17 protein-coding genes are annotated in these 16524 nt (G+C 60.2%); 8 read left to right on the top strand and 9 right to left on the bottom strand.

The window, feature by feature from the left end; translation table 11 throughout:
* On the bottom strand, window positions 1-633 hold the full coding sequence (locus D8U82_RS04585) for a TetR/AcrR family transcriptional regulator (RefSeq protein WP_130901735.1): 633 nt from the start codon (window positions 631-633) through the stop codon (window positions 1-3).
* Window positions 634-792: 159 nt separating this feature from the next.
* On the opposite strand from D8U82_RS04585, the gene D8U82_RS04580 reads away from it, so the two are divergent.
* Window positions 793-1233 (top strand): hotdog fold domain-containing protein, encoded by a 441-nt coding sequence (locus D8U82_RS04580; RefSeq protein ID WP_024013379.1) that lies wholly within the window; start codon window positions 793-795, stop codon window positions 1231-1233.
* 63 nt (window positions 1234-1296) lie between these two features.
* Here the strand turns inward: D8U82_RS04580 and D8U82_RS04575 are convergent, their stop codons facing one another.
* Window positions 1297-1983, bottom strand: coding sequence for a GNAT family N-acetyltransferase (locus D8U82_RS04575; RefSeq protein WP_016775237.1), 687 nt, complete (start codon window positions 1981-1983; stop codon window positions 1297-1299).
* A 151-nt stretch (window positions 1984-2134) separates the two neighbouring features.
* Between D8U82_RS04575 and D8U82_RS04570 the strand changes: the two genes are divergently transcribed.
* A complete protein-coding gene (locus tag D8U82_RS04570; protein WP_130901734.1) occupies window positions 2135-2620 on the top strand; it encodes a hypothetical protein in 486 nt (161 codons plus the stop codon).
* Between the two features lie 4 nt (window positions 2621-2624).
* On the opposite strand, the gene D8U82_RS04565 is transcribed toward D8U82_RS04570, so the two are convergent.
* Window positions 2625-3182 carry a YceI family protein gene (locus tag D8U82_RS04565; RefSeq protein ID WP_130901733.1) on the bottom strand — a complete coding sequence of 186 codons (558 nt, stop codon included), beginning with the start codon at window positions 3180-3182 and terminating at the stop codon, window positions 2625-2627.
* A 74-nt stretch (window positions 3183-3256) separates the two neighbouring features.
* On the bottom strand, window positions 3257-4615 hold the full coding sequence (locus tag D8U82_RS04560; protein ID WP_130888692.1) for an MATE family efflux transporter: 1359 nt from the start codon (window positions 4613-4615) through the stop codon (window positions 3257-3259).
* A gap of 199 nt (window positions 4616-4814) precedes the next feature.
* Between D8U82_RS04560 and D8U82_RS04555 the strand changes: the two genes are divergently transcribed.
* Together D8U82_RS04555 and D8U82_RS04550 are read left to right on the top strand one after the other, a co-directional pair.
* Window positions 4815-5384 carry a chorismate mutase gene (locus D8U82_RS04555; protein WP_130901732.1) on the top strand — a complete coding sequence of 190 codons (570 nt, stop codon included), beginning with the start codon at window positions 4815-4817 and terminating at the stop codon, window positions 5382-5384.
* A 124-nt stretch (window positions 5385-5508) separates the two neighbouring features.
* Window positions 5509-5988, top strand: a complete 480-nt coding sequence (locus tag D8U82_RS04550) for a phage infection protein (RefSeq protein ID WP_130901731.1) — start codon at window positions 5509-5511, stop codon at window positions 5986-5988.
* A 74-nt stretch (window positions 5989-6062) separates the two neighbouring features.
* Here D8U82_RS04550 and D8U82_RS04545 read toward each other — a convergent pair whose 3' ends face one another.
* Entirely contained in the window at window positions 6063-6398 is a 336-nt protein-coding gene (locus D8U82_RS04545; protein ID WP_024013386.1) for a hypothetical protein, read from the bottom strand.
* 177 nt (window positions 6399-6575) lie between these two features.
* Between D8U82_RS04545 and D8U82_RS04540 the strand changes: the two genes are divergently transcribed.
* The gene (locus tag D8U82_RS04540; protein WP_130901730.1) at window positions 6576-8231 is read left to right on the top strand and encodes a diguanylate cyclase; all 1656 of its coding nucleotides are present in this window, start codon (window positions 6576-6578) and stop codon (window positions 8229-8231) included.
* Between the two features lie 253 nt (window positions 8232-8484).
* Here the strand turns inward: D8U82_RS04540 and D8U82_RS04535 are convergent, their stop codons facing one another.
* Together D8U82_RS04535 and D8U82_RS04530 are read right to left on the bottom strand one after the other, a co-directional pair.
* The gene (locus D8U82_RS04535) at window positions 8485-8859 is read right to left on the bottom strand and encodes a cytochrome c family protein (RefSeq protein WP_130901729.1); all 375 of its coding nucleotides are present in this window, start codon (window positions 8857-8859) and stop codon (window positions 8485-8487) included.
* Window positions 8860-8899: 40 nt separating this feature from the next.
* The gene (locus D8U82_RS04530; RefSeq protein ID WP_130901728.1) at window positions 8900-10231 is read right to left on the bottom strand and encodes a PLP-dependent aminotransferase family protein; all 1332 of its coding nucleotides are present in this window, start codon (window positions 10229-10231) and stop codon (window positions 8900-8902) included.
* Between the two features lie 89 nt (window positions 10232-10320).
* Here D8U82_RS04530 and D8U82_RS04525 point away from each other — a divergent pair, with 89 nt between their 5' ends.
* Window positions 10321-11214, top strand: a complete 894-nt coding sequence (locus tag D8U82_RS04525; protein WP_130901727.1) for a DMT family transporter — start codon at window positions 10321-10323, stop codon at window positions 11212-11214.
* 3 nt (window positions 11215-11217) lie between these two features.
* On the opposite strand, the gene D8U82_RS04520 is transcribed toward D8U82_RS04525, so the two are convergent.
* Window positions 11218-12033 carry an AraC family transcriptional regulator gene (locus tag D8U82_RS04520; protein WP_123442139.1) on the bottom strand — a complete coding sequence of 272 codons (816 nt, stop codon included), beginning with the start codon at window positions 12031-12033 and terminating at the stop codon, window positions 11218-11220.
* Between the two features lie 131 nt (window positions 12034-12164).
* On the opposite strand from D8U82_RS04520, the gene D8U82_RS04515 reads away from it, so the two are divergent.
* Complete coding sequence (locus tag D8U82_RS04515) at window positions 12165-12683, top strand: carboxymuconolactone decarboxylase family protein (RefSeq protein WP_130888685.1); 519 nt, start codon at window positions 12165-12167, stop codon at window positions 12681-12683.
* A 187-nt stretch (window positions 12684-12870) separates the two neighbouring features.
* The gene (locus tag D8U82_RS04510) at window positions 12871-15102 is read left to right on the top strand and encodes a response regulator (RefSeq protein ID WP_130901726.1); all 2232 of its coding nucleotides are present in this window, start codon (window positions 12871-12873) and stop codon (window positions 15100-15102) included.
* Here D8U82_RS04510 and D8U82_RS04505 read toward each other — a convergent pair.
* Window positions 15070-16515, bottom strand: a complete 1446-nt coding sequence (locus tag D8U82_RS04505; protein WP_130901725.1) for a SulP family inorganic anion transporter — start codon at window positions 16513-16515, stop codon at window positions 15070-15072. The two genes, D8U82_RS04510 and D8U82_RS04505, sit on opposite strands and share 33 nt — an antisense overlap.
* Between the last annotated feature and the right edge of the window lie 9 nt (window positions 16516-16524).

The following is a 16524-nucleotide window of genomic DNA, read 5'->3' as shown; positions in this document are numbered from 1 at the left end:
TCAGTTCTCGGCGAGACCTTCGGCGCGTATCGAACGCCACGCCGCTTGCGCGAGCACTTCGCGATAGGCGCTCGGGCTGCCTTTGACTCGCCCTGCCAGCCAGGCTCGGCAGTAGCTGTCCGCTTGGCCAATGATCAGCGATGGCAGCAGCTCGGCAGGCAAATCCTGCAGTTCGGCGGCGCGACCCGATTGCGTCAGCCATTGGCGCAGACGCAGGTTGCGCGTCTTGTTGCGCTCGGCCAGCTCGTCCTTGAACGGGCCTTTGGTCACGGCGAACCGCGCGTGGTACTGGAATCGCGCCCACTGCGGCTGTTGCTCGACCCAGTCGACATAGCTGAAGACCAGCGCCTGCACGCCTTCTTCAGTGGTACTGGCCGCGTCCAGATACGCATCACGCAAACGCGCCTGATCCTCCAGCGCGGTGAAAAACAGCGCCGCGACCAGCCCTTCCTTGTTGCCGAAATGGTGGTAGATCGCGCCGACGCTGGTGTCGCACTCGGCACGGATCATTTCGATGGTGGTGGCTTCGATCCCCTGTTCATTGAACAGGCTCAGGGCCTTGCGAAAGATATCGCGTTTGAGTTCGGCGCGGCGGCCGGGGTAGCTGCGTTCCAGTAGATCGGCGGTGTCCATGCTGCTCGGGTCCAAAAACGGAGGTTGATAAAGGCGTCACGTGCCCGTGAACAAATCGCGCCTAGGTTGACAGATTTGCCGTGAACAGAATACCGTTCCGTTACAGAATATTATTCTGTAACGGAACATCGTTCTGCAAACTACCCAGCGAGGCTTCCCATGAGTCAATCTCTCAGCATGTTCAACAGCGTCGGCCCGGATGCATTCAGCAAAATGGCCTGCCAGTTCGCCCCGTACTTCAGCAGCATCAATCCGCTGATTTCCGAGTTGCGCCCGAATGCCGCCACCGTGCAAGTGCCGTTTCGCAAGGAAATCACCAACCACCTCGGCACGGTGCACGCGATCGCCATGTGCAACGCGGCAGAACTGGCCGGCGGAATGATGACCGACGTGTCGATCCCGGCCGGCGCGCGCTGGATTCCCAAAGGCATGACCGTGGAATATCTGGCCAAGGCGAAAACCGACGTCACCGCCGTGGCCAGCGCTGAAGGTGTGGATTGGCAAAGCGATGGCGACAAGGTAGTCAACGTCGACATTCACGATTGCGAGGGTAAAAAAGTCTTCACCGCGCGCATCACCATGAACGTCAAGCTCGGTTGAGAAGCAGGCACAAAAAAGCCCTTGCCGCGGGATGCGCAGCAAGGGCTTTTGATTGGCCGACGATCAGTGCAGGGTCAGGCGCTGACGGACGAATTCTTCTACGTGGCGGCTGGTCTGGTCCAGATGGCGATCGCGTTGTTTTTCCGCATCGAGCATCGCGCGCTTGCCGTTCTTCTGCAGCAGATAGGTGTGAATCTGCTGCACTTCCAGCGAGCGATAGATCGGCGTGGTGTCGATGAACCCGCGCAGGCCGTTGCTGCGGTAATGCCGCGTGCTCATCAGCACCTGGGTTTCGCGCTGGCCGATCACTTCAAAACCCAGTGCCTCGAAATACGGCACCTTGCCAATGCTGCAGGCCAGTTCCGCATGCGGATAGCGCCCGACCATGTCCGTGAGCATCGCCCGCGCCACACCTTGGCGCCGATGGCCTTCACGCACCGCCATGTACGCGACGCTGCACGCCTCCCAATCGCCCTGCACCGGCAGACAGATGAGAAATCCGATGACTTGCTCCGGGTCTTCATCGTTAGTGGCCACCAGCAATTCCACCTCGGTGCCCTTCTGGCCGTTCAACGCCTCGAGGTAGAGATGCACCTCATAACCCACCGCGTACTGATAAACGTTGTACAGCAGATTGCTCGGGCCGAGGCCGACCGCACTGATGTCGGTCAGGTAGTCGACGACCATTTGCAGGATCTGGCTGTTGACGTTTTCCGGGCATGGGGAGGTGTAGTGGGTGATGCGTGGCATGGGCAAACTCCGGCGATAAAAAACGTTGCCGATGATCAGAGCCGTCGACGAACCGCGACATCATACCGTGCCGCGATAGACCACCGTTTAAAGATCCGCTGTCGAAGGCCGATGTAACGAACACCTTCATTTCACTACCAAGGACCGGGCCATGTATTACCCGCGCGAAGCCGCAAAAGATCATCTTTACAACCGCGTCGTCATGCTCACTGTCGCCTGCTGCGTGGTCTTGCTCCTCGCCGGGATGGCGCGCCATCAAGGCATTCTGTATGCGCTGCTGAATTTCAATGGCGCGCAAACCAACGGCACTGTCACGCAGCTGGAAGAGATCCTGATGAACAAGAATGGCAAAATCATTCACTATCGTTATGCCGGCGAGCTGGGCCAGCTCCATGAAGGTGATTTTGTCGACGAACGCTACGCCGAACACACCCAGTACGAAGTCAATGGCCCGATTGCGCTATTGGTCTCGCCCTGGATGCCGGAAAAAAGCGCCATCGCCAGCCAGCTGCAAAGCTATCGCGCAGGTTTTTACATCATGACCGGCGGCGTGACGCTCGCCCTGCTGTTCCTGCTGATTTCCGGCCGGACGTTCTGGCAGATTCAGGCGATGAAGGAACAGGACCGATATTACTGAACGGTCACTGTTGTGGCGCCACCACTCTGAATTTGATGTTGATGTCTCTGGACACCACGCTGTCAGCCCACTCCCCTGCGCCGAGGCCGAACTCCTCTCGATTGAGCACCAGCTCACCATCGAAGATGCCGATGGCGTTGTCCGGTTTCAACTGCACCGGCACCTCGACCTCGCGAGTGATGCCCTTGAGCGTAAGCTGACCGGCGACTTGATAACGATGCTCGTCCACTTGAGTAAAACGGCTGGACTTGAACACCGCGAGCGGGAATTTCCCGGTGTCGAACCACGCCGGTTTCACCAGTTCGGTATTGGCGTCTTCACTGCCAGCATCGATGCTGGCGAGATCGATATGCAGCGTGGTCTGGGCTTTGCCGAGGTCGTCGGTATCGAAGTCCAGCGTCGCCTCGAATCTGCCGAAGGTGCCGTACATTCGCGAGCCCATCTGGTTGTAGGTGAAACTGATCTGGCTGGCGCTGGTGTTGACCCGGTTGTATTCAGCGGCCTGCGCACAGACCATGACGCACGATGTAAACGCGGCAACCAGCAGCAATCGCAACGTCATGACATTCTCCTGGCGGCGTGCGTCGTCGAGGGCCTTGGTTGACTTAAGCAAACAACCCGTTGTTATGCCAGCGCCTATATCAACCGCTCTATCTTCTGATGCTTCCACACCAATTTGTAATACAGGGTCTGCAAAATCAGCATTCCCAGATAAGCAACCGGGAACGCCATCCACACACCCTGCAAACCGAACTGCCCGTCGAGCCAGTAAGCCGCCGGCAACTGCACGCCGACCACACAGATAATCGAAATGACCACCGGCACCAGGACAGTGCCGCTGGCGCGCATGATCCCGCCGATGATGGCCTGGAAACCGAACACCAACAGGCTCCAGAGCATGATATGCAGCAGGTGCTCGGCCATCGCCCGGGTCGAGTCCTCGGTGAGGAACAGGCCCAGCAACCAGTGCGATAACAGATAACCCAACACAATCAGGCCACCGGTCAGGCACACATTGATCAACAGCCCGGTGCGCAGGATCGGACCCATGCGTTGCAGATGCCCGGCGCCGATTGCCTGGGCACCAAGGATCGATGCGGTGATTGCAATCGACAGCGCCGGAAACTGCACATAGTTGACGATCTGCGTTACTGCGCCATACGCCGCTGTCGCTTGCGAGCCGTGCTGATTGACCAGTGCCAGGATCACCAGCTCCGATAACGACAGGACGATCATCTGTACCCCGGTGGGCAGGCCGATGCGCAGGACCTTGCCGAGAATGACCCGATCCAATCGCAGCGCGGCGAAGAACTCTCGATCCGGCGCTAGCGGATGGCGCTTGCGAATCAGCCGCCAGGCCAGCCACGCCATTGCCGACAGATTCCCCGCCAGCCCGGCATACGCCGCGCTCTGAATGCCCAATGGCGGCAAACCCAGCCAGCCGCGAATCAACGCCGGCGTCAGCGCCAGCCCCACGGCGGTGGAGACGATCAGCGCGAGCAGTGGCGACAGCGTATCGCTGACCCCACGCAGCAATTGGGTGAACAGTACGAATACCAATAGCGATGGCAGAATCCACAACATGACGTGGGCATAGTCCACCGCGTCGTCGAGTACATCCGCCGGCGTGCCCAACCCCGTCAGTGCCTGTCGCGCAAACACCGTGCCCAGCACCGCCGCGACCAAACCGATCAACACACCCAGCAGCAACGTCGCTCCGGCAATCGCCTTCACCATGTGCGTTTCGCGCGCGCCCCACGCCTGGCCGATCAACACGCCTGCGCCAGCGCCGAGGCCGATGACCAGGGCGATGAAAAAGAACACGACAGGAAACATGCCGGATACGGCCGCAAGCGCTTGGGTGCCGAGCATCTGACCGATGTAGATGCTGTTGACCGTCCCGGACATCGATTGCAGGAAGTTCGACAGCACCATCGGCGCGAGAAACAGCAGATAGGTTTGCCAGAGCGGTTTGGCGAAGGTGGCGCTATGCATTGAATGGAGGTCCATCTCGACGGCGGCAGGCCTGATTGACGATAGCTTCGGTGAGTTGCGTGCAGCGTGCAATCAACATTTCCAGACGGTGTTGATTGTCTGTTTTGCATTTGTGTAAATGCCGCGCATCGCTTTGTGTCAGTGTTGCGGCTGTGGTAAATCAGCGACTCTGTCGACACGTACTATTGAGGCTCGGTTCATGCGTAACGTTGCAAATTTTCTGCTTGGCTCCCTCCTCGCTCTGTCGGCCGCCTACGCGCAGGCAGCCGAACCCGCAGCAGCGCCTGCTTCATTGAAACCGCTACTGGCCACTTTGAATGAACGCCTGAGCATCGGTGATCTGGTTGCGTTGACCAAATGGGACAGCGGCAAGCCTATTCAGGACAGCCCGCGTGAGGCGCAGGTCATCGCCAATGCCCGAACTCTGGCCACCGAACACAAACTCGATCCGGACGACGTCGCGCAACTGATCGCCGCACAGATGGAAGCGAACAAACTGGTGCAATACGGTCTGCTCGCGCAATGGCAAGCGGCAGGTGCTGCACCGGACACACCGCGTCCGGATCTGGGCAAACAGATCCGCCCGCGCCTGGATGAACTGCAAAAGCGCTTGTTGCAGCAGTACGCCGCCTTCGCGCCCTATCGCCAGGATCCGAATTGCCCGGCCTGGCTGGCCGATGTCCGCAACGGTCTGGCCGCCGATTCGCTGCATGACCTGGCGCTGATTCGTGCCAGCGGCGAGTTGTGCATCCAGGCGAAAGCGCTCTGAATCAACGCTCCTGGCAAACATCATCGGCGTCGATGTTCACCATCACGTCAATGAAGTTCTCATAAAAACTGCGCGGCGTAACATCGGCTCCAGACAAACAAACAACTTTCTGGAGCACACGATCATGAAACGCCAAACCCTTCTCGGCATCGCTTTCTCGGTTTTCGCAGTTAACGCTTTTGCAGTAACGCCTGCTCACACCCTGGTCGCTGAAGGCGGCTCGGACAAGCTGATCGAAAGCCGTCTGGCTGAAGGTGGTTCGGACCGTCTGCTCGAACGCCGTGTTGCCGAAGGTGGTTCAGATCGTCTGCTCGAACGTCGCGTTGCTGAAGGCGGTTCGGATCGTCTGATCGAACGCCGCGTTGCCGAAGGTGGTTCGGATCGTCTGCTCGAACGCCGTGTTGCCGAAGGTGGTTCGGATCGTCTGCTCGAACGCCGTGTTGCCGAAGGTGGTTCGGATCGTCTGCTCGAACGTCGCGTTGCTGAAGGTGGTTCGGATCGTCTGATCGAACGCCGTGTTGCCGAAGGTGGTTCGGATCGTCTGCTCGAACGCCGCGTCGCTGAAGGTGGCTCTGATCGTCTGATCGAGCGCCGCGTTGCATGAATCTACTGCATGACCGCAACACCCATGAAAAAGCCCGGCCTGATCAGCCGGGCTTTTTTGCATTCAGCCGTCGCTTATTGCGCGGTTTTCAGCTTGACCACGTCACCGGAGATGGTGGTGGTGTAGCCGGTCAGAACCCAGGCCCAGAACCAGTTTTCCTGAACCTGCGTGTTGATCATTGCATCGCCGCCCTTGGCTTGGATGGCCGCGTTTTGCGCGCGCACAAATCGGCTGTTCTGGCGGATCGGGATAATGCCAAACAGCAGCAGGCCGGTGGCCGATGCTTCGCTGTGGCCAACCACGGTGTATTGGTTGCTGTCGTAATGGGCGGTTTTCATCGGGGCGCCGGTGCAACCTGCCAGAACCACACCGAACAGTGCGGCGGCGACTACTTTGCTGAGGTATTTCACAGTAAAACTCCATGGGGAAACGCCCGGGATCCGTCTCTCGGGCGGCGCGCATTCTAACCAAAATGATGGCTCATTGGCATCAATCTTCTTTGTATTTACTTGAACCCGTTCGCTGGCCCGCCGTCGGCGATGTCGCATACCATGGCGCCACTTCAATAAAGACAGACACCCGCCTCCATGTTCAAAGCCAGTCTGCATAGCCATCTCACCCTGTGGTTCGGCGGTTTGTCCCTGCTGACGTTATTGAGCGTCGGCTTTTATGTCGGTCACATCGCCACCGAACAAATGAAACAGGCCAGCGGCAACGCGTTGCTGAACACGGCGCGCGCGGCGGCGACGCTATTGGGCGAACAACTGCGCGAACGGCAGCTAGAGGTTTACCTGCTCAGTCGCGCGCCGCATCTGGAGCGCGGAGATCTGGACAACCCAGCCATCCTCAAGTCGATGCAGTTGCGCACCCAGGCGCGCGCCGAATATGCGTGGATGGGCGTCACCGACGCCGAGGGCAACGTGCGCCAGGCGGTCAATGATCTGCTGGTTGGCCAATCCGTACAGAAACGCCCGTGGTTCCAGATCGGCCTGCGCCGGCAATACACCGGCGATCCCCACGAAGCAGTGTTGCTGGCCAAGTTGTTGCCGGGTCTGCCCAATGGCGAGCCGCTGCGCTTCATCGATTTCGCCGCGCCAATCCACAATGCCGAAGGGCAGGTGATTGGCGTGCTGGGCGCACATGCGCACTGGAGTTGGGTGACGCGCATCGTCGAGTCGGCGGCGTTTTCCCACAAGAACTCGGCGCCGGATATTCAGGCGCTGATCGTCGACCACGATGGCAAGGTGCTCTACCCCGAAGCGCTGATGGGCCAACAGCTGGCGACCAACGATCCGGTATTGTCGGGCTGGACGGCGGCCAACGGTTACCTGACCAGCATGGTCACCGTGCCGACGCCATCGGGCACGGCGCTATCATGGTCGATCGCCATTCGCCAGCCATTGGAGACTGCGCTGCAACCGGCGCGGATGCTGCAATATGAACTGTTGATACTCGGCGTTTTCGCCGCCATCGTTTTCGGTCTGGTGGCTTATTATCTGGCGCTGTACCTGAGCCGGCCGATCGAACAACTGGCACGCTCGGCCAAACAAGTGCAGAACAACCAGTCCGGCGCACAGTTCCAGCTCCAGCATCCGGTGCTGGAAATCGCCCAGCTCGGCCAGTCCATCGACGCAATGACACAGTCACTGCTCGGCAAGGAACGCGAACTGCAAGAAGCCAACGCCTCGCTTGAAGCCACCGTGGCGCAACGCACCGCCGCACTCACCGAGGCCAACGCCGAGCTGCTGAGCCTGGCCACTCACGACGGCCTGACCGGCGTTTACAACCGCCGCCGTTTTGACGAAAAAATCACTGAGTATTCGCTGCTGTCCCGACGCACCGGACGCCCGTTTGCCCTGCTGCTGATCGATGCCGACCACTTCAAACGCATCAATGACAGCCACGGCCACGCGGTCGGTGACGAGGTCCTGCAACAACTGGCGACCTTGATCCAGAACAGCGTACGCAGCACCGATTTCGTCGCCCGCTACGGCGGCGAAGAGTTCGCCGTACTGCTGCCGGAAGTCGCGCAACCCGACACCCCGGAAGTCGTCGCCGAAAAGATTCGCGCAGCGGTAGCCGACGCGGAGTTTCCCGGCGTCGGCAACGTTACCGTGAGTATTGGCCTCGGCCTGGCAGATCCGGCGGACAACAACCATACGACGCTGGTCAAACGTGCCGATCAGCAGCTGTATCAGGCGAAAGCTGCGGGGCGCAATCAGGTTGCGTTTCATACCCACTGACACCGGCGTATATCAACCAGAGACAGGCCGGCTCACCGACCCCATCGCTGGCAAGCCAGCTCCCACAGGGATGGGGTAAAAGCGGAAATTTGGGCCGGCTGGAGAACCGCTTTCGCCAGCAGGCTCGCTCCCACAGAAAAGCAAAAAAAGGTGACTCGCCGTAAGGGCGAAACCCTAAGCAGCCGTTACCGCAGCAATGGATATGTACCCCGTCAAAACTAAAAAAACGCCTTGGAACAGCGCGTTCCCGTAATTATTCAGCGCTGAATTTCTGCAGATAAGCCAACAGATTCTCCAGCTTCTGCTCATCACTCAGCCCCCAGAAAATCATCCGCGTCCCCGGCACCACCCCTTTCGGATCCTCGAGATAAGCCTTCAACGTCGCCCGATCCCAGGTAATCCCCGAGTTTTTCATCGCATCGGAATAAACATAATTGGCCGAAGTCCCCGCAGCCCGGCCAATGACGCCGTTGAGCTGCGGACCAAACCCCGAACGAGCCGACTCGCCAACCTGATGGCAACCGCCGCACAGACGCGGAAAGATTTCCGCCCCGGCCTCAGGGTCGCCCTCAGCCTGTGCGCTGGTGCTGAAGATCAGGGCGAAAAGCAGTGCTGTGGTGAATTTCATTGAACAGTCCAAACCTCGCTTTGCATGGCGTGGGCGCAGTTTACAGATAAGCGCCGACAACCGTTCTGACGGTGATCAACGCCTGACGCAACACCTGCATGTCCACCGAGCCGAGCGCCAGACGAATCGCATGGGGCGTATGGGCCGACAGCGAAAACGGCACGGCGCTGGTGACCGAAATCTGCTGCTGCATCAACTCGACCACGATCTGATCGGCACGCACATCTTCGGGCAACGGCAACCACAGAAAATACGAGGCCGGATGAGCAATGTAGCGCAGCCCTTTGAGCACCTCGGCGGCCAAGGCCTGTCGCGCCGTAGCATCACGACGTTTCTGCGCCTCAAGCACGGTGACGGTGCCATCGTCGAGCCAGCCGCACGCGATGGCGGTCATCACCCCAGGCGTGTTCCATGTCGTCGCGCGAATGATTCGCTCCAGTGCGGACACTTGAGGAAGCGGCGCGGCAATGAAGCCGACCCGCAAACCGGTGGCGATGTTTTTCGACAGGCCCGATACGTAAAACGTCCGTTCCGGTGCCAGTTCAATCAACGGACATGGCGGGTTTTCGACCAGAAACGCGTAGGCAGCGTCTTCAATGATTGTCAGATCGTGCCGCCGGGCAATCGCCACCAATTGCTCGCGCTGTTCCAGTGGCATGACCCAGCCCAGCGGATTGTGCAGCGTCGGCATGCTGTATACGGCGCGCACCGCACGCTGGCGACAGAGTCTGTCCAGTGCCGGCAAATCCGGGCCGTGCTCCGTCATCGGGATCGCCAGCACTTCCAGATGCAGCGCGTCGGCCAGCACCTTGAATCCCGAATAGGTCAGCGCATCGGCGGCGATCACATCGCCGGGTTTGAGCAGGGCCATCAGCGTCACCGCCAAACCTTGCTGAGCGCCATTGACGACCAGCACTTGGTCGGCTTCAACCGCCACGCCGCGTGTCGACAAATGTCGCGCCACGGAGGCGCGTTCGTGGGCACGTCCGGCGTGGGGTTGATAACGCAGCAGTGCTTCCAGATCACCGGACAACGCCAGTTGGCGCAACGCCGTGCGCAACAGTTCAGCCTGACCTGGCAACGAGGGATAGTTGAAATTCAGGTCGATCATGCCGACCGCCACGTCTTTCTGATCGATGCCCTGCCCCGGCGCCAGCGACGTTTCCCGAACAAACGTGCCGCGCCCGGCTTCGCCACTGACCAGGCCCATCGCTTCAAGCTCCGCATAAACCCGTGAAGCGGTAACCAGCGCCAGACCTTCCTGGCTCGCCAGCTGCCGATGCGTTGGCAGTCGCGTGCCCGGCGCCAATCGTCCGCCACGAATGTCTGCCGCATAGCGATCAACCAGGGTCTTGTAACGGGAACGCGGCATGTCGGCTGTATCCATGACAATTTTTTGATTGTGCTGATTCTCCGCCCTAGGATCACGGCGACACAAGCCACTTTTTGAGCGCGACCGACATGCACACAACATCGACTGCGGCCCACCCGGCACTGGAAAAAACCAGTGGCTGGATCAACGGTTTTATCGGCGTGCTGATTTTCAGCGGTTCGCTGCCGGCCACACGTTTGGCGGTGCTGGAATTCGAACCGGTGTTTCTGACCGTGGTGCGAGCAGCGATCGCCGGCGCACTGGCCGTCGGACTTCTGCTGTTGTTCAAACAGCGGCGACCGGCGCATCATCAGTGGCTGTCGCTGTTGATTGTGGCGCTGGGCGTGGTGTTGGGTTTCCCGCTGCTGACCGCGTTGGCATTGCAGCACGTAACGTCAGCGCATTCGATCGTGTTTGTAGGATTGCTGCCGCTGGCCACGGCGATGTTTGGTGTCTTGCGTGGCGGTGAGCGGCCACGTCCAGTGTTCTGGATCTTTTCGGTGCTGGGCAGCGCGTTGGTGGTGGGCTTTGCCCTGTCCCAAGGCTTGAGCGCCTCGCCCACCGGCGATCTGCTGATGCTCGCGGCGATCCTGGCCTGCGGCCTCGGTTACGCCGAAGGCGCGAAACTGTCACGCAGCCTCGGCGGCTGGCAGGTGATCTGCTGGGCGCTGGTGTTGTCGTTACCGCTGATGGCAGTGCTGAGCCTGTGGCTGGCGCCCGCCTCGTTCGCCGACATCAGCATTTCGGCGTGGATGTGCCTGGCTTACGTGTCGCTGTTCAGCATGCTGATCGGCTTCGTGTTCTGGTATCGCGGTCTGGCCCAGGGCGGAATCGCAGCGGTCGGGCAGTTGCAGTTGCTGCAGCCTTTTTTTGGTCTGGCACTGGCGGCGACGTTGCTGCATGAGCAGGTCAGTGTCGGCATGCTCGGCGTCACGCTGGGGGTGATTCTTTGCGTGACCGGAGCGAAGAAATTCGCCAGGTAATGTTCAGTGTTCGGCTTTCCATTGCCGTGGACTGAGACCGGTCTTGCGCCGAAATGCCCGGGCCAGCGCCGACGGACTTTCGTATCCAACCTCCTCGGCAATCAATGCAATCGGGCGGCCTTCGCGCAGGCGTTTCTGCGCAAGACTGACGCGCCAGCTCAACAGGTAATCGGCCGGCGTCTGCCCGACCACGCGGCGAAACTGCTCGGCAAAACCGGCGCGGGACTGGTTCGCCGCCGCCGCGAGATCAGCGACACTCCAAGGCTTGTGCGGCTGCTCGTGGATCAGGTTCAAGGCGCGAGACACGCGCGGATCCGCCAGCCCGGCCATCATGCCCGGTTGCTGATCGCGACTGCCGATGAGATGGCGCAGCAGCAGAATCACCAGCAATTCAAACAGACGATCCATCACCGCCACGCGCCCGCAATGCCCTTCAAAAGCTTCGTTGAACAGCCAGTCAAGGGTGCTGCGCAATTCCGGGATATCGGTGAGTTTCAACACCAGATAGTCCGGTAACGCGGCGGCCAAGGCATTGCCCGAGCCACCGTCGAAGGTCAGCGAGGCGCACACCACTTGGCTGGCCATGGCCTCGTCGGCAAACATCCGGTGAGTGAAAGGCCGGGGAAAGAAAATCAGCGACGGTTCTTCCAGGCGAATTTCCCGCTCGTTGCCCGGTTTGAGCAGCAACGCCCCGGCTTGCAGAACATGCACATGGCCGACCGGTTCGCCTTCGTGAACGCTCACGCCGCAAAACGCGCCGCTATGGAAGGTGCCGGCGTTCACACCGAAATGACTAAGTAATGTGGAAAGGCGATCCATGGCTGACTCCCGAAGGCATATCTGGACGATCTGCCGCATATCCTCGACTATTTGCCGCCAAGGCGCCATTGGCAGCCCCTAAGATCTCTCCATCGCCGCTGCACTTCGCTGCGGAATTTCGGAGAATCACCATGAGCCGCATCCCTGCAATCAGCCTCGACACCGCCACCGATGCCACCCGTCCTGCACTGGAAGGCGTGAAGAAAAAAATCGGCTTCCTGCCCAACGTCTTCACCACCCTCGCCCAAGCGCCGGTTGCATTCGACACTTACCTGCAAGCCTCGGCCATCCTCGGCAAGACCTCATTGAGCGGCAGAGAGAAAGAAGCCGTTTACCTCGCCACTTCGCAGGTCAACGGTTGCGACTATTGCCTGTCCGCACACACCGTGTTTGCCGGCAAAGCCGGGCTGTCGGCGCAGGACATCATCGCAGCACGTCAAGGCGAACTGAATGCCTACGCCGCCCTCGCCCGCCAACTGACCGAAACCCGTGGCCACTTGAGCGATGAACAATTGGCCGCTGCCCGCGCTGCCGGTATCGATGACCGCAAGATCATCGAAGTCATTGCCCTGGTGGCCGTGCAGACATTGACCAACTACCTGAACAACACGGCGCTGACCGACATTGATTTCCCGACCGTCGAGGCCTGAGCAGTCGCTCACGATCCGAAGATAAAACCGGTGGCGAAAAGGCGCTCTTTTCGCCACCGCTGTTTTTTGCTGCCATGATGTACGTCAGAATAATTCGCAGCGCAAACAGTGTCTGGTGCGCTGAAACCAAACAGCCTGTGCGCAGGTCTTTGTTCTCAGACAAATGCCCCGGAAAGACACGAACCCCATGACAGACTGGTTGCAAGACAACGGCGAGATGGCCGGACAGATCCGCCGTCACGACTGGGCAAATTCGCCCCTCGGCCCGTTGGAACACTGGCCCGATGTACTCAAGACCACTGTCTCGCTCAGTCTCGCCTCGCATTTCCCTCAGGCGATCGTCTGGGGCCCGCAACTCATCACTCTCTACAACGACGCTTTCGTGCCGATTCTCGGCGACAAGCCGCATGCGCTCGGACGTTCTTTCAGCGACATCTGGAAGGAAGCCTGGCATGAGATCAGCCCGATAGCCGAGGCGGCCTATGCCGGCCAAGCCACCTACATCGAAAACTTTGCCCTGAAGATCGAACGCGGCAACGGTCCGGAGCAGGCGTTCTTCACTTTCTGCTACAGCCCGATTCGTGACTCGCTGGGCAATGTCGTCGGCATGCTCGACACGGTCACCGAGACCACCCAGACCGTTTATCTCAACCAACGCCTGGCCGTCCTCGATGCCATCGGCGAAGCGGTGACCAATGCCACGGATGCGCAAGCAATCCTGGCGGCGAGCACCCGGTTGATGGTCGAGCAGTTGCAATTGTCCAACTGCGCGTACGCCGACATGGATGCCGACGAAGATGGTTTCACCATTCGCGGCGACTATGCAGCGCCGGGTTCGCCGAGCATCGTCGGCCACTACCGTTTGCGCGATTTCGGTGAGAAGGCAGTGACTCTGCTGCGCGCCGGGGAACCGCTGGTCATCCATGACAACCGCAGCGAGCTACCACCGGAAGAGTCGGCGACCTTTCAGGCCATCGGTATTACCGCGACCATTTGTGTACCACTGATCAAGCAGGGCCGTCTGACCGCATTGATGGCCGTCCACGACAAAGTGCCGCGGGTCTGGTCGCAATTTGAGCAGGCATTGATGAGCGAAGTCACCGAACGTTGCTGGGCGCACATCGAGCGAGTGCGCGCCGACGCCAACGTGCGCGAGGGCCTGCTTGCATTGGCTGAACTCAATGCCACGCTGGAGCAACGGGTCGAAGAGCGCAGCCTGCGTCTGGCCCAGGCCGAGTCGGCGTTGCGCCAGTCGCAGAAGCTCGAAGCCATCGGCCAATTGACCGGCGGCGTCGCCCATGACTTCAACAATTTGCTGACGATCATTCGTTCGTCGGTGGATTTTCTGCGCCAGCCCAACCTGCCGGAAGAACGCCGCCAACGCTACATGCGCGCGGTGTCCGACACCGTTGAGCGCGCCTCCAAGCTGACCAGCCAGTTGCTCGCCTTCGCCCGCCGTCAGCCGCTCAATCCGCAGATAGTCGACGCCGGCGAACGTTTGGCCAACATCGGCGAAATGCTCGAATCGGTCACCGGCGCGCAGATTCACGTGTGCGTCGAGCGCCCGGATCACCCCTGCTACATCCGTGTCGATCTCAGTCAGTTCGAAACAGCATTGATCAACATCGCCCTGAACGCTCGCGACGCCATGAATGGTCAGGGTGAACTGAAATTGCGCCTGGAGTGCCATAAAGCGCTGCCGCCGATTCGCGGCCACGCTGGGTCCAGCAGCCATTTCGTGTCGATTGCCCTGGCCGACACCGGTGCCGGCATCGACGCACACACCCTCGAACACATCTTCGAGCCGTTCTTTACCACCAAGGCTGTCGGCAAAGGCACGGGGCTGGGGCTGTCGCAGGTGTTCGGCTTCGCCAAGCAATCGGGCGGCAACGTCGATGTTTCCAGCGTCCTTGGTCAAGGCACCGAGTTCACCTTGTATTTGCCGCAAGTGCCGGCGATCGAGGCAGAAATGGACGAGGCAGAGGACGATGGCGAGGTGCAGCCGGCCTGCGAAAAACGCCGGGTGCTGGTGGTAGAAGACAATCTCGATGTCGGCCGTTTCGCCAATCAGATCCTCCAGGATCTGGGCTATGAAACGGCGTGGGCGACCAACGCCGAAGAAGCCCTGCAGTTGGCCGGTAGCGATGCCAGCGCGTTCGATGCGGTGTTTTCCGACGTAGTCATGCCGGGCATCACCGGTGTCGCGTTGGCCAAGGAACTGCGCCAGCGCCGCCCCGATCTGCCGGTGATTCTCACCTCCGGCTACAGCGAAGAACTGGCCCGCAGCGGGTACGAAGGTTTTGAATTTCTCGCCAAGCCCTACTCCGCCGAACAGGTCTCGCGGATTCTCGGCAAGACCTGGCTCAAGGACGCAAAACCAGCGGCGTCAGTCGTGATCGACGCCGGCGCGCTTGAGTAATTTCTTGCAGCGTTCCGACAGATGAAACACCTGTAGATGCTTGCCCGCCTTGGCGTAGCGTTCACGCAGGGTTTTCAATGCGGCGATCGCCGAGTAATCGACAAAGCTCAGGTGTCGGCAGTCGAGAGTGACTTTGGCCGGGTCGTTGGCCGGGTCGAACTGATTGAGAAACGGCGTGGTCGAGGCAAAGAACAGCGTGCCGTGCAGGCGATAGAGCTTGCTGCCGTCGGCCTCCAGATGTTCATCGGCATACAGTTCGCGGGCCTGCTGCCAGGCGAAGTTGAGCGCAGCGATGATGATCCCGCACAGCACGGCCGTGGCCAGATCGGTGAACACGGTGATGGTGGTCACCGCGATGATCACCAGCACATCGTGCAGCGGCACCTTGTTGATCACCCGCAACGACGCCCAGGCGAAGGTCTGCTGCGACACCACGAACATCACCCCCACCAGTGCGGCCAGCGGAATACGCTCGATCAGCGGTGACAGAAACAGAATGAACAACAGAATCAGCACACCGGCAACCACGCCGGACAAGCGTCCGCGCCCGCCGGAGCTGAGATTGATCACGGTCTGCCCGATCATCGCGCAACCGCCCATGCCACCGAACGCCCCGGACACCATGTTCGCCGCGCCGAGCGCTACGCACTCGCGATCCGGATAGCCACGGGTTTCGGTGATCTCGTCGGTCAGGTTCAGTGTCAGCAAGGTTTCCAGCAGGCCGACCATCGCCATCAGGATTGCGTACGGAGCGATGATGCGCAGGGTTTCGAAATTCCATGGGATGTCCGGCAAAGCGAAGGTCGGCAGACCGCCGGCAATGTGTGCCATGTCGCCGAGGGTGCGGGTCGGCAGGCCGAACAGGTAGACCAGCAGGCCGACACCCAGGATCGCCACCAGCGCCGGCGGCACTGCTTTGGTCAGGCGCGGCAGGATGTAAACGATGGCCATGGTCAATAGCACCAGCCCGGTCATCAGATACAGCGGCGTACCGCTGAGCCAGTGCTCGCCGCTTTTGAAGTGCTCCAGTTGCGCCAGGGCAATGATGATCGCCAGGCCGTTGACGAAACCGAGCATCACCGGATGCGGCACCATGCGCACCAGTTTGCCCAAGCGCAACAGCCCGAACGCCATCATGATCAGACCGCCGAGCAGCACCGTTGCCAGCAGATATTGCACGCCGTGTTGCACCACCAGCGCGACGATCACCACCGCCATCGAACCCGCCGCACCGGAAACCATGCCCGGTCGACCGCCAAACAACGCCGTCAGCGTGCAAATGATGAACGCGCCGTACAGGCCCATCAGCGGATTGAGATGCGCGACCAGCGCGAAAGCAATGCATTCGGGCAACAGGGCGAACGAGGTGGTGAGTCCGGCGAGGACATCGGCGCGCAGACGAATCGGTTTCATGGCTTACCT

This window comes from Pseudomonas sp. Sample_23 (assembly GCF_004307595.1).
GTDB classification, from domain to species: Bacteria; Pseudomonadota; Gammaproteobacteria; order Pseudomonadales; family Pseudomonadaceae; genus Aquipseudomonas; species Aquipseudomonas atacamensis.
This window is presented reverse-complemented; position numbering and strand designations above follow the sequence as displayed.

Coding starts and splice junctions, on each gene's coding strand:
- D8U82_RS04585 (WP_130901735.1), bottom strand. CDS start 633: ATGGACACCGCCGATCTACTGGAACGCAGCTACCCCGGCCGCCGCGCC.
- D8U82_RS04580 (WP_024013379.1), top strand. CDS start 793: ATGAGTCAATCTCTCAGCATGTTCAACAGCGTCGGCCCGGATGCATTC.
- D8U82_RS04575 (WP_016775237.1), bottom strand. CDS start 1,983: ATGCCACGCATCACCCACTACACCTCCCCATGCCCGGAAAACGTCAAC.
- D8U82_RS04570 (WP_130901734.1), top strand. CDS start 2,135: ATGTATTACCCGCGCGAAGCCGCAAAAGATCATCTTTACAACCGCGTC.
- D8U82_RS04565 (WP_130901733.1), bottom strand. CDS start 3,182: ATGACGTTGCGATTGCTGCTGGTTGCCGCGTTTACATCGTGCGTCATG.
- D8U82_RS04560 (WP_130888692.1), bottom strand. CDS start 4,615: ATGCATAGCGCCACCTTCGCCAAACCGCTCTGGCAAACCTATCTGCTG.
- D8U82_RS04555 (WP_130901732.1), top strand. CDS start 4,815: ATGCGTAACGTTGCAAATTTTCTGCTTGGCTCCCTCCTCGCTCTGTCG.
- D8U82_RS04550 (WP_130901731.1), top strand. CDS start 5,509: ATGAAACGCCAAACCCTTCTCGGCATCGCTTTCTCGGTTTTCGCAGTT.
- D8U82_RS04540 (WP_130901730.1), top strand. CDS start 6,576: ATGTTCAAAGCCAGTCTGCATAGCCATCTCACCCTGTGGTTCGGCGGT.
- D8U82_RS04535 (WP_130901729.1), bottom strand. CDS start 8,859: ATGAAATTCACCACAGCACTGCTTTTCGCCCTGATCTTCAGCACCAGC.
- D8U82_RS04530 (WP_130901728.1), bottom strand. CDS start 10,231: ATGCCGCGTTCCCGTTACAAGACCCTGGTTGATCGCTATGCGGCAGAC.
- D8U82_RS04525 (WP_130901727.1), top strand. CDS start 10,321: ATGCACACAACATCGACTGCGGCCCACCCGGCACTGGAAAAAACCAGT.
- D8U82_RS04520 (WP_123442139.1), bottom strand. CDS start 12,033: ATGGATCGCCTTTCCACATTACTTAGTCATTTCGGTGTGAACGCCGGC.
- D8U82_RS04515 (WP_130888685.1), top strand. CDS start 12,165: ATGAGCCGCATCCCTGCAATCAGCCTCGACACCGCCACCGATGCCACC.
- D8U82_RS04510 (WP_130901726.1), top strand. CDS start 12,871: ATGACAGACTGGTTGCAAGACAACGGCGAGATGGCCGGACAGATCCGC.
- D8U82_RS04505 (WP_130901725.1), bottom strand. CDS start 16,515: ATGAAACCGATTCGTCTGCGCGCCGATGTCCTCGCCGGACTCACCACC.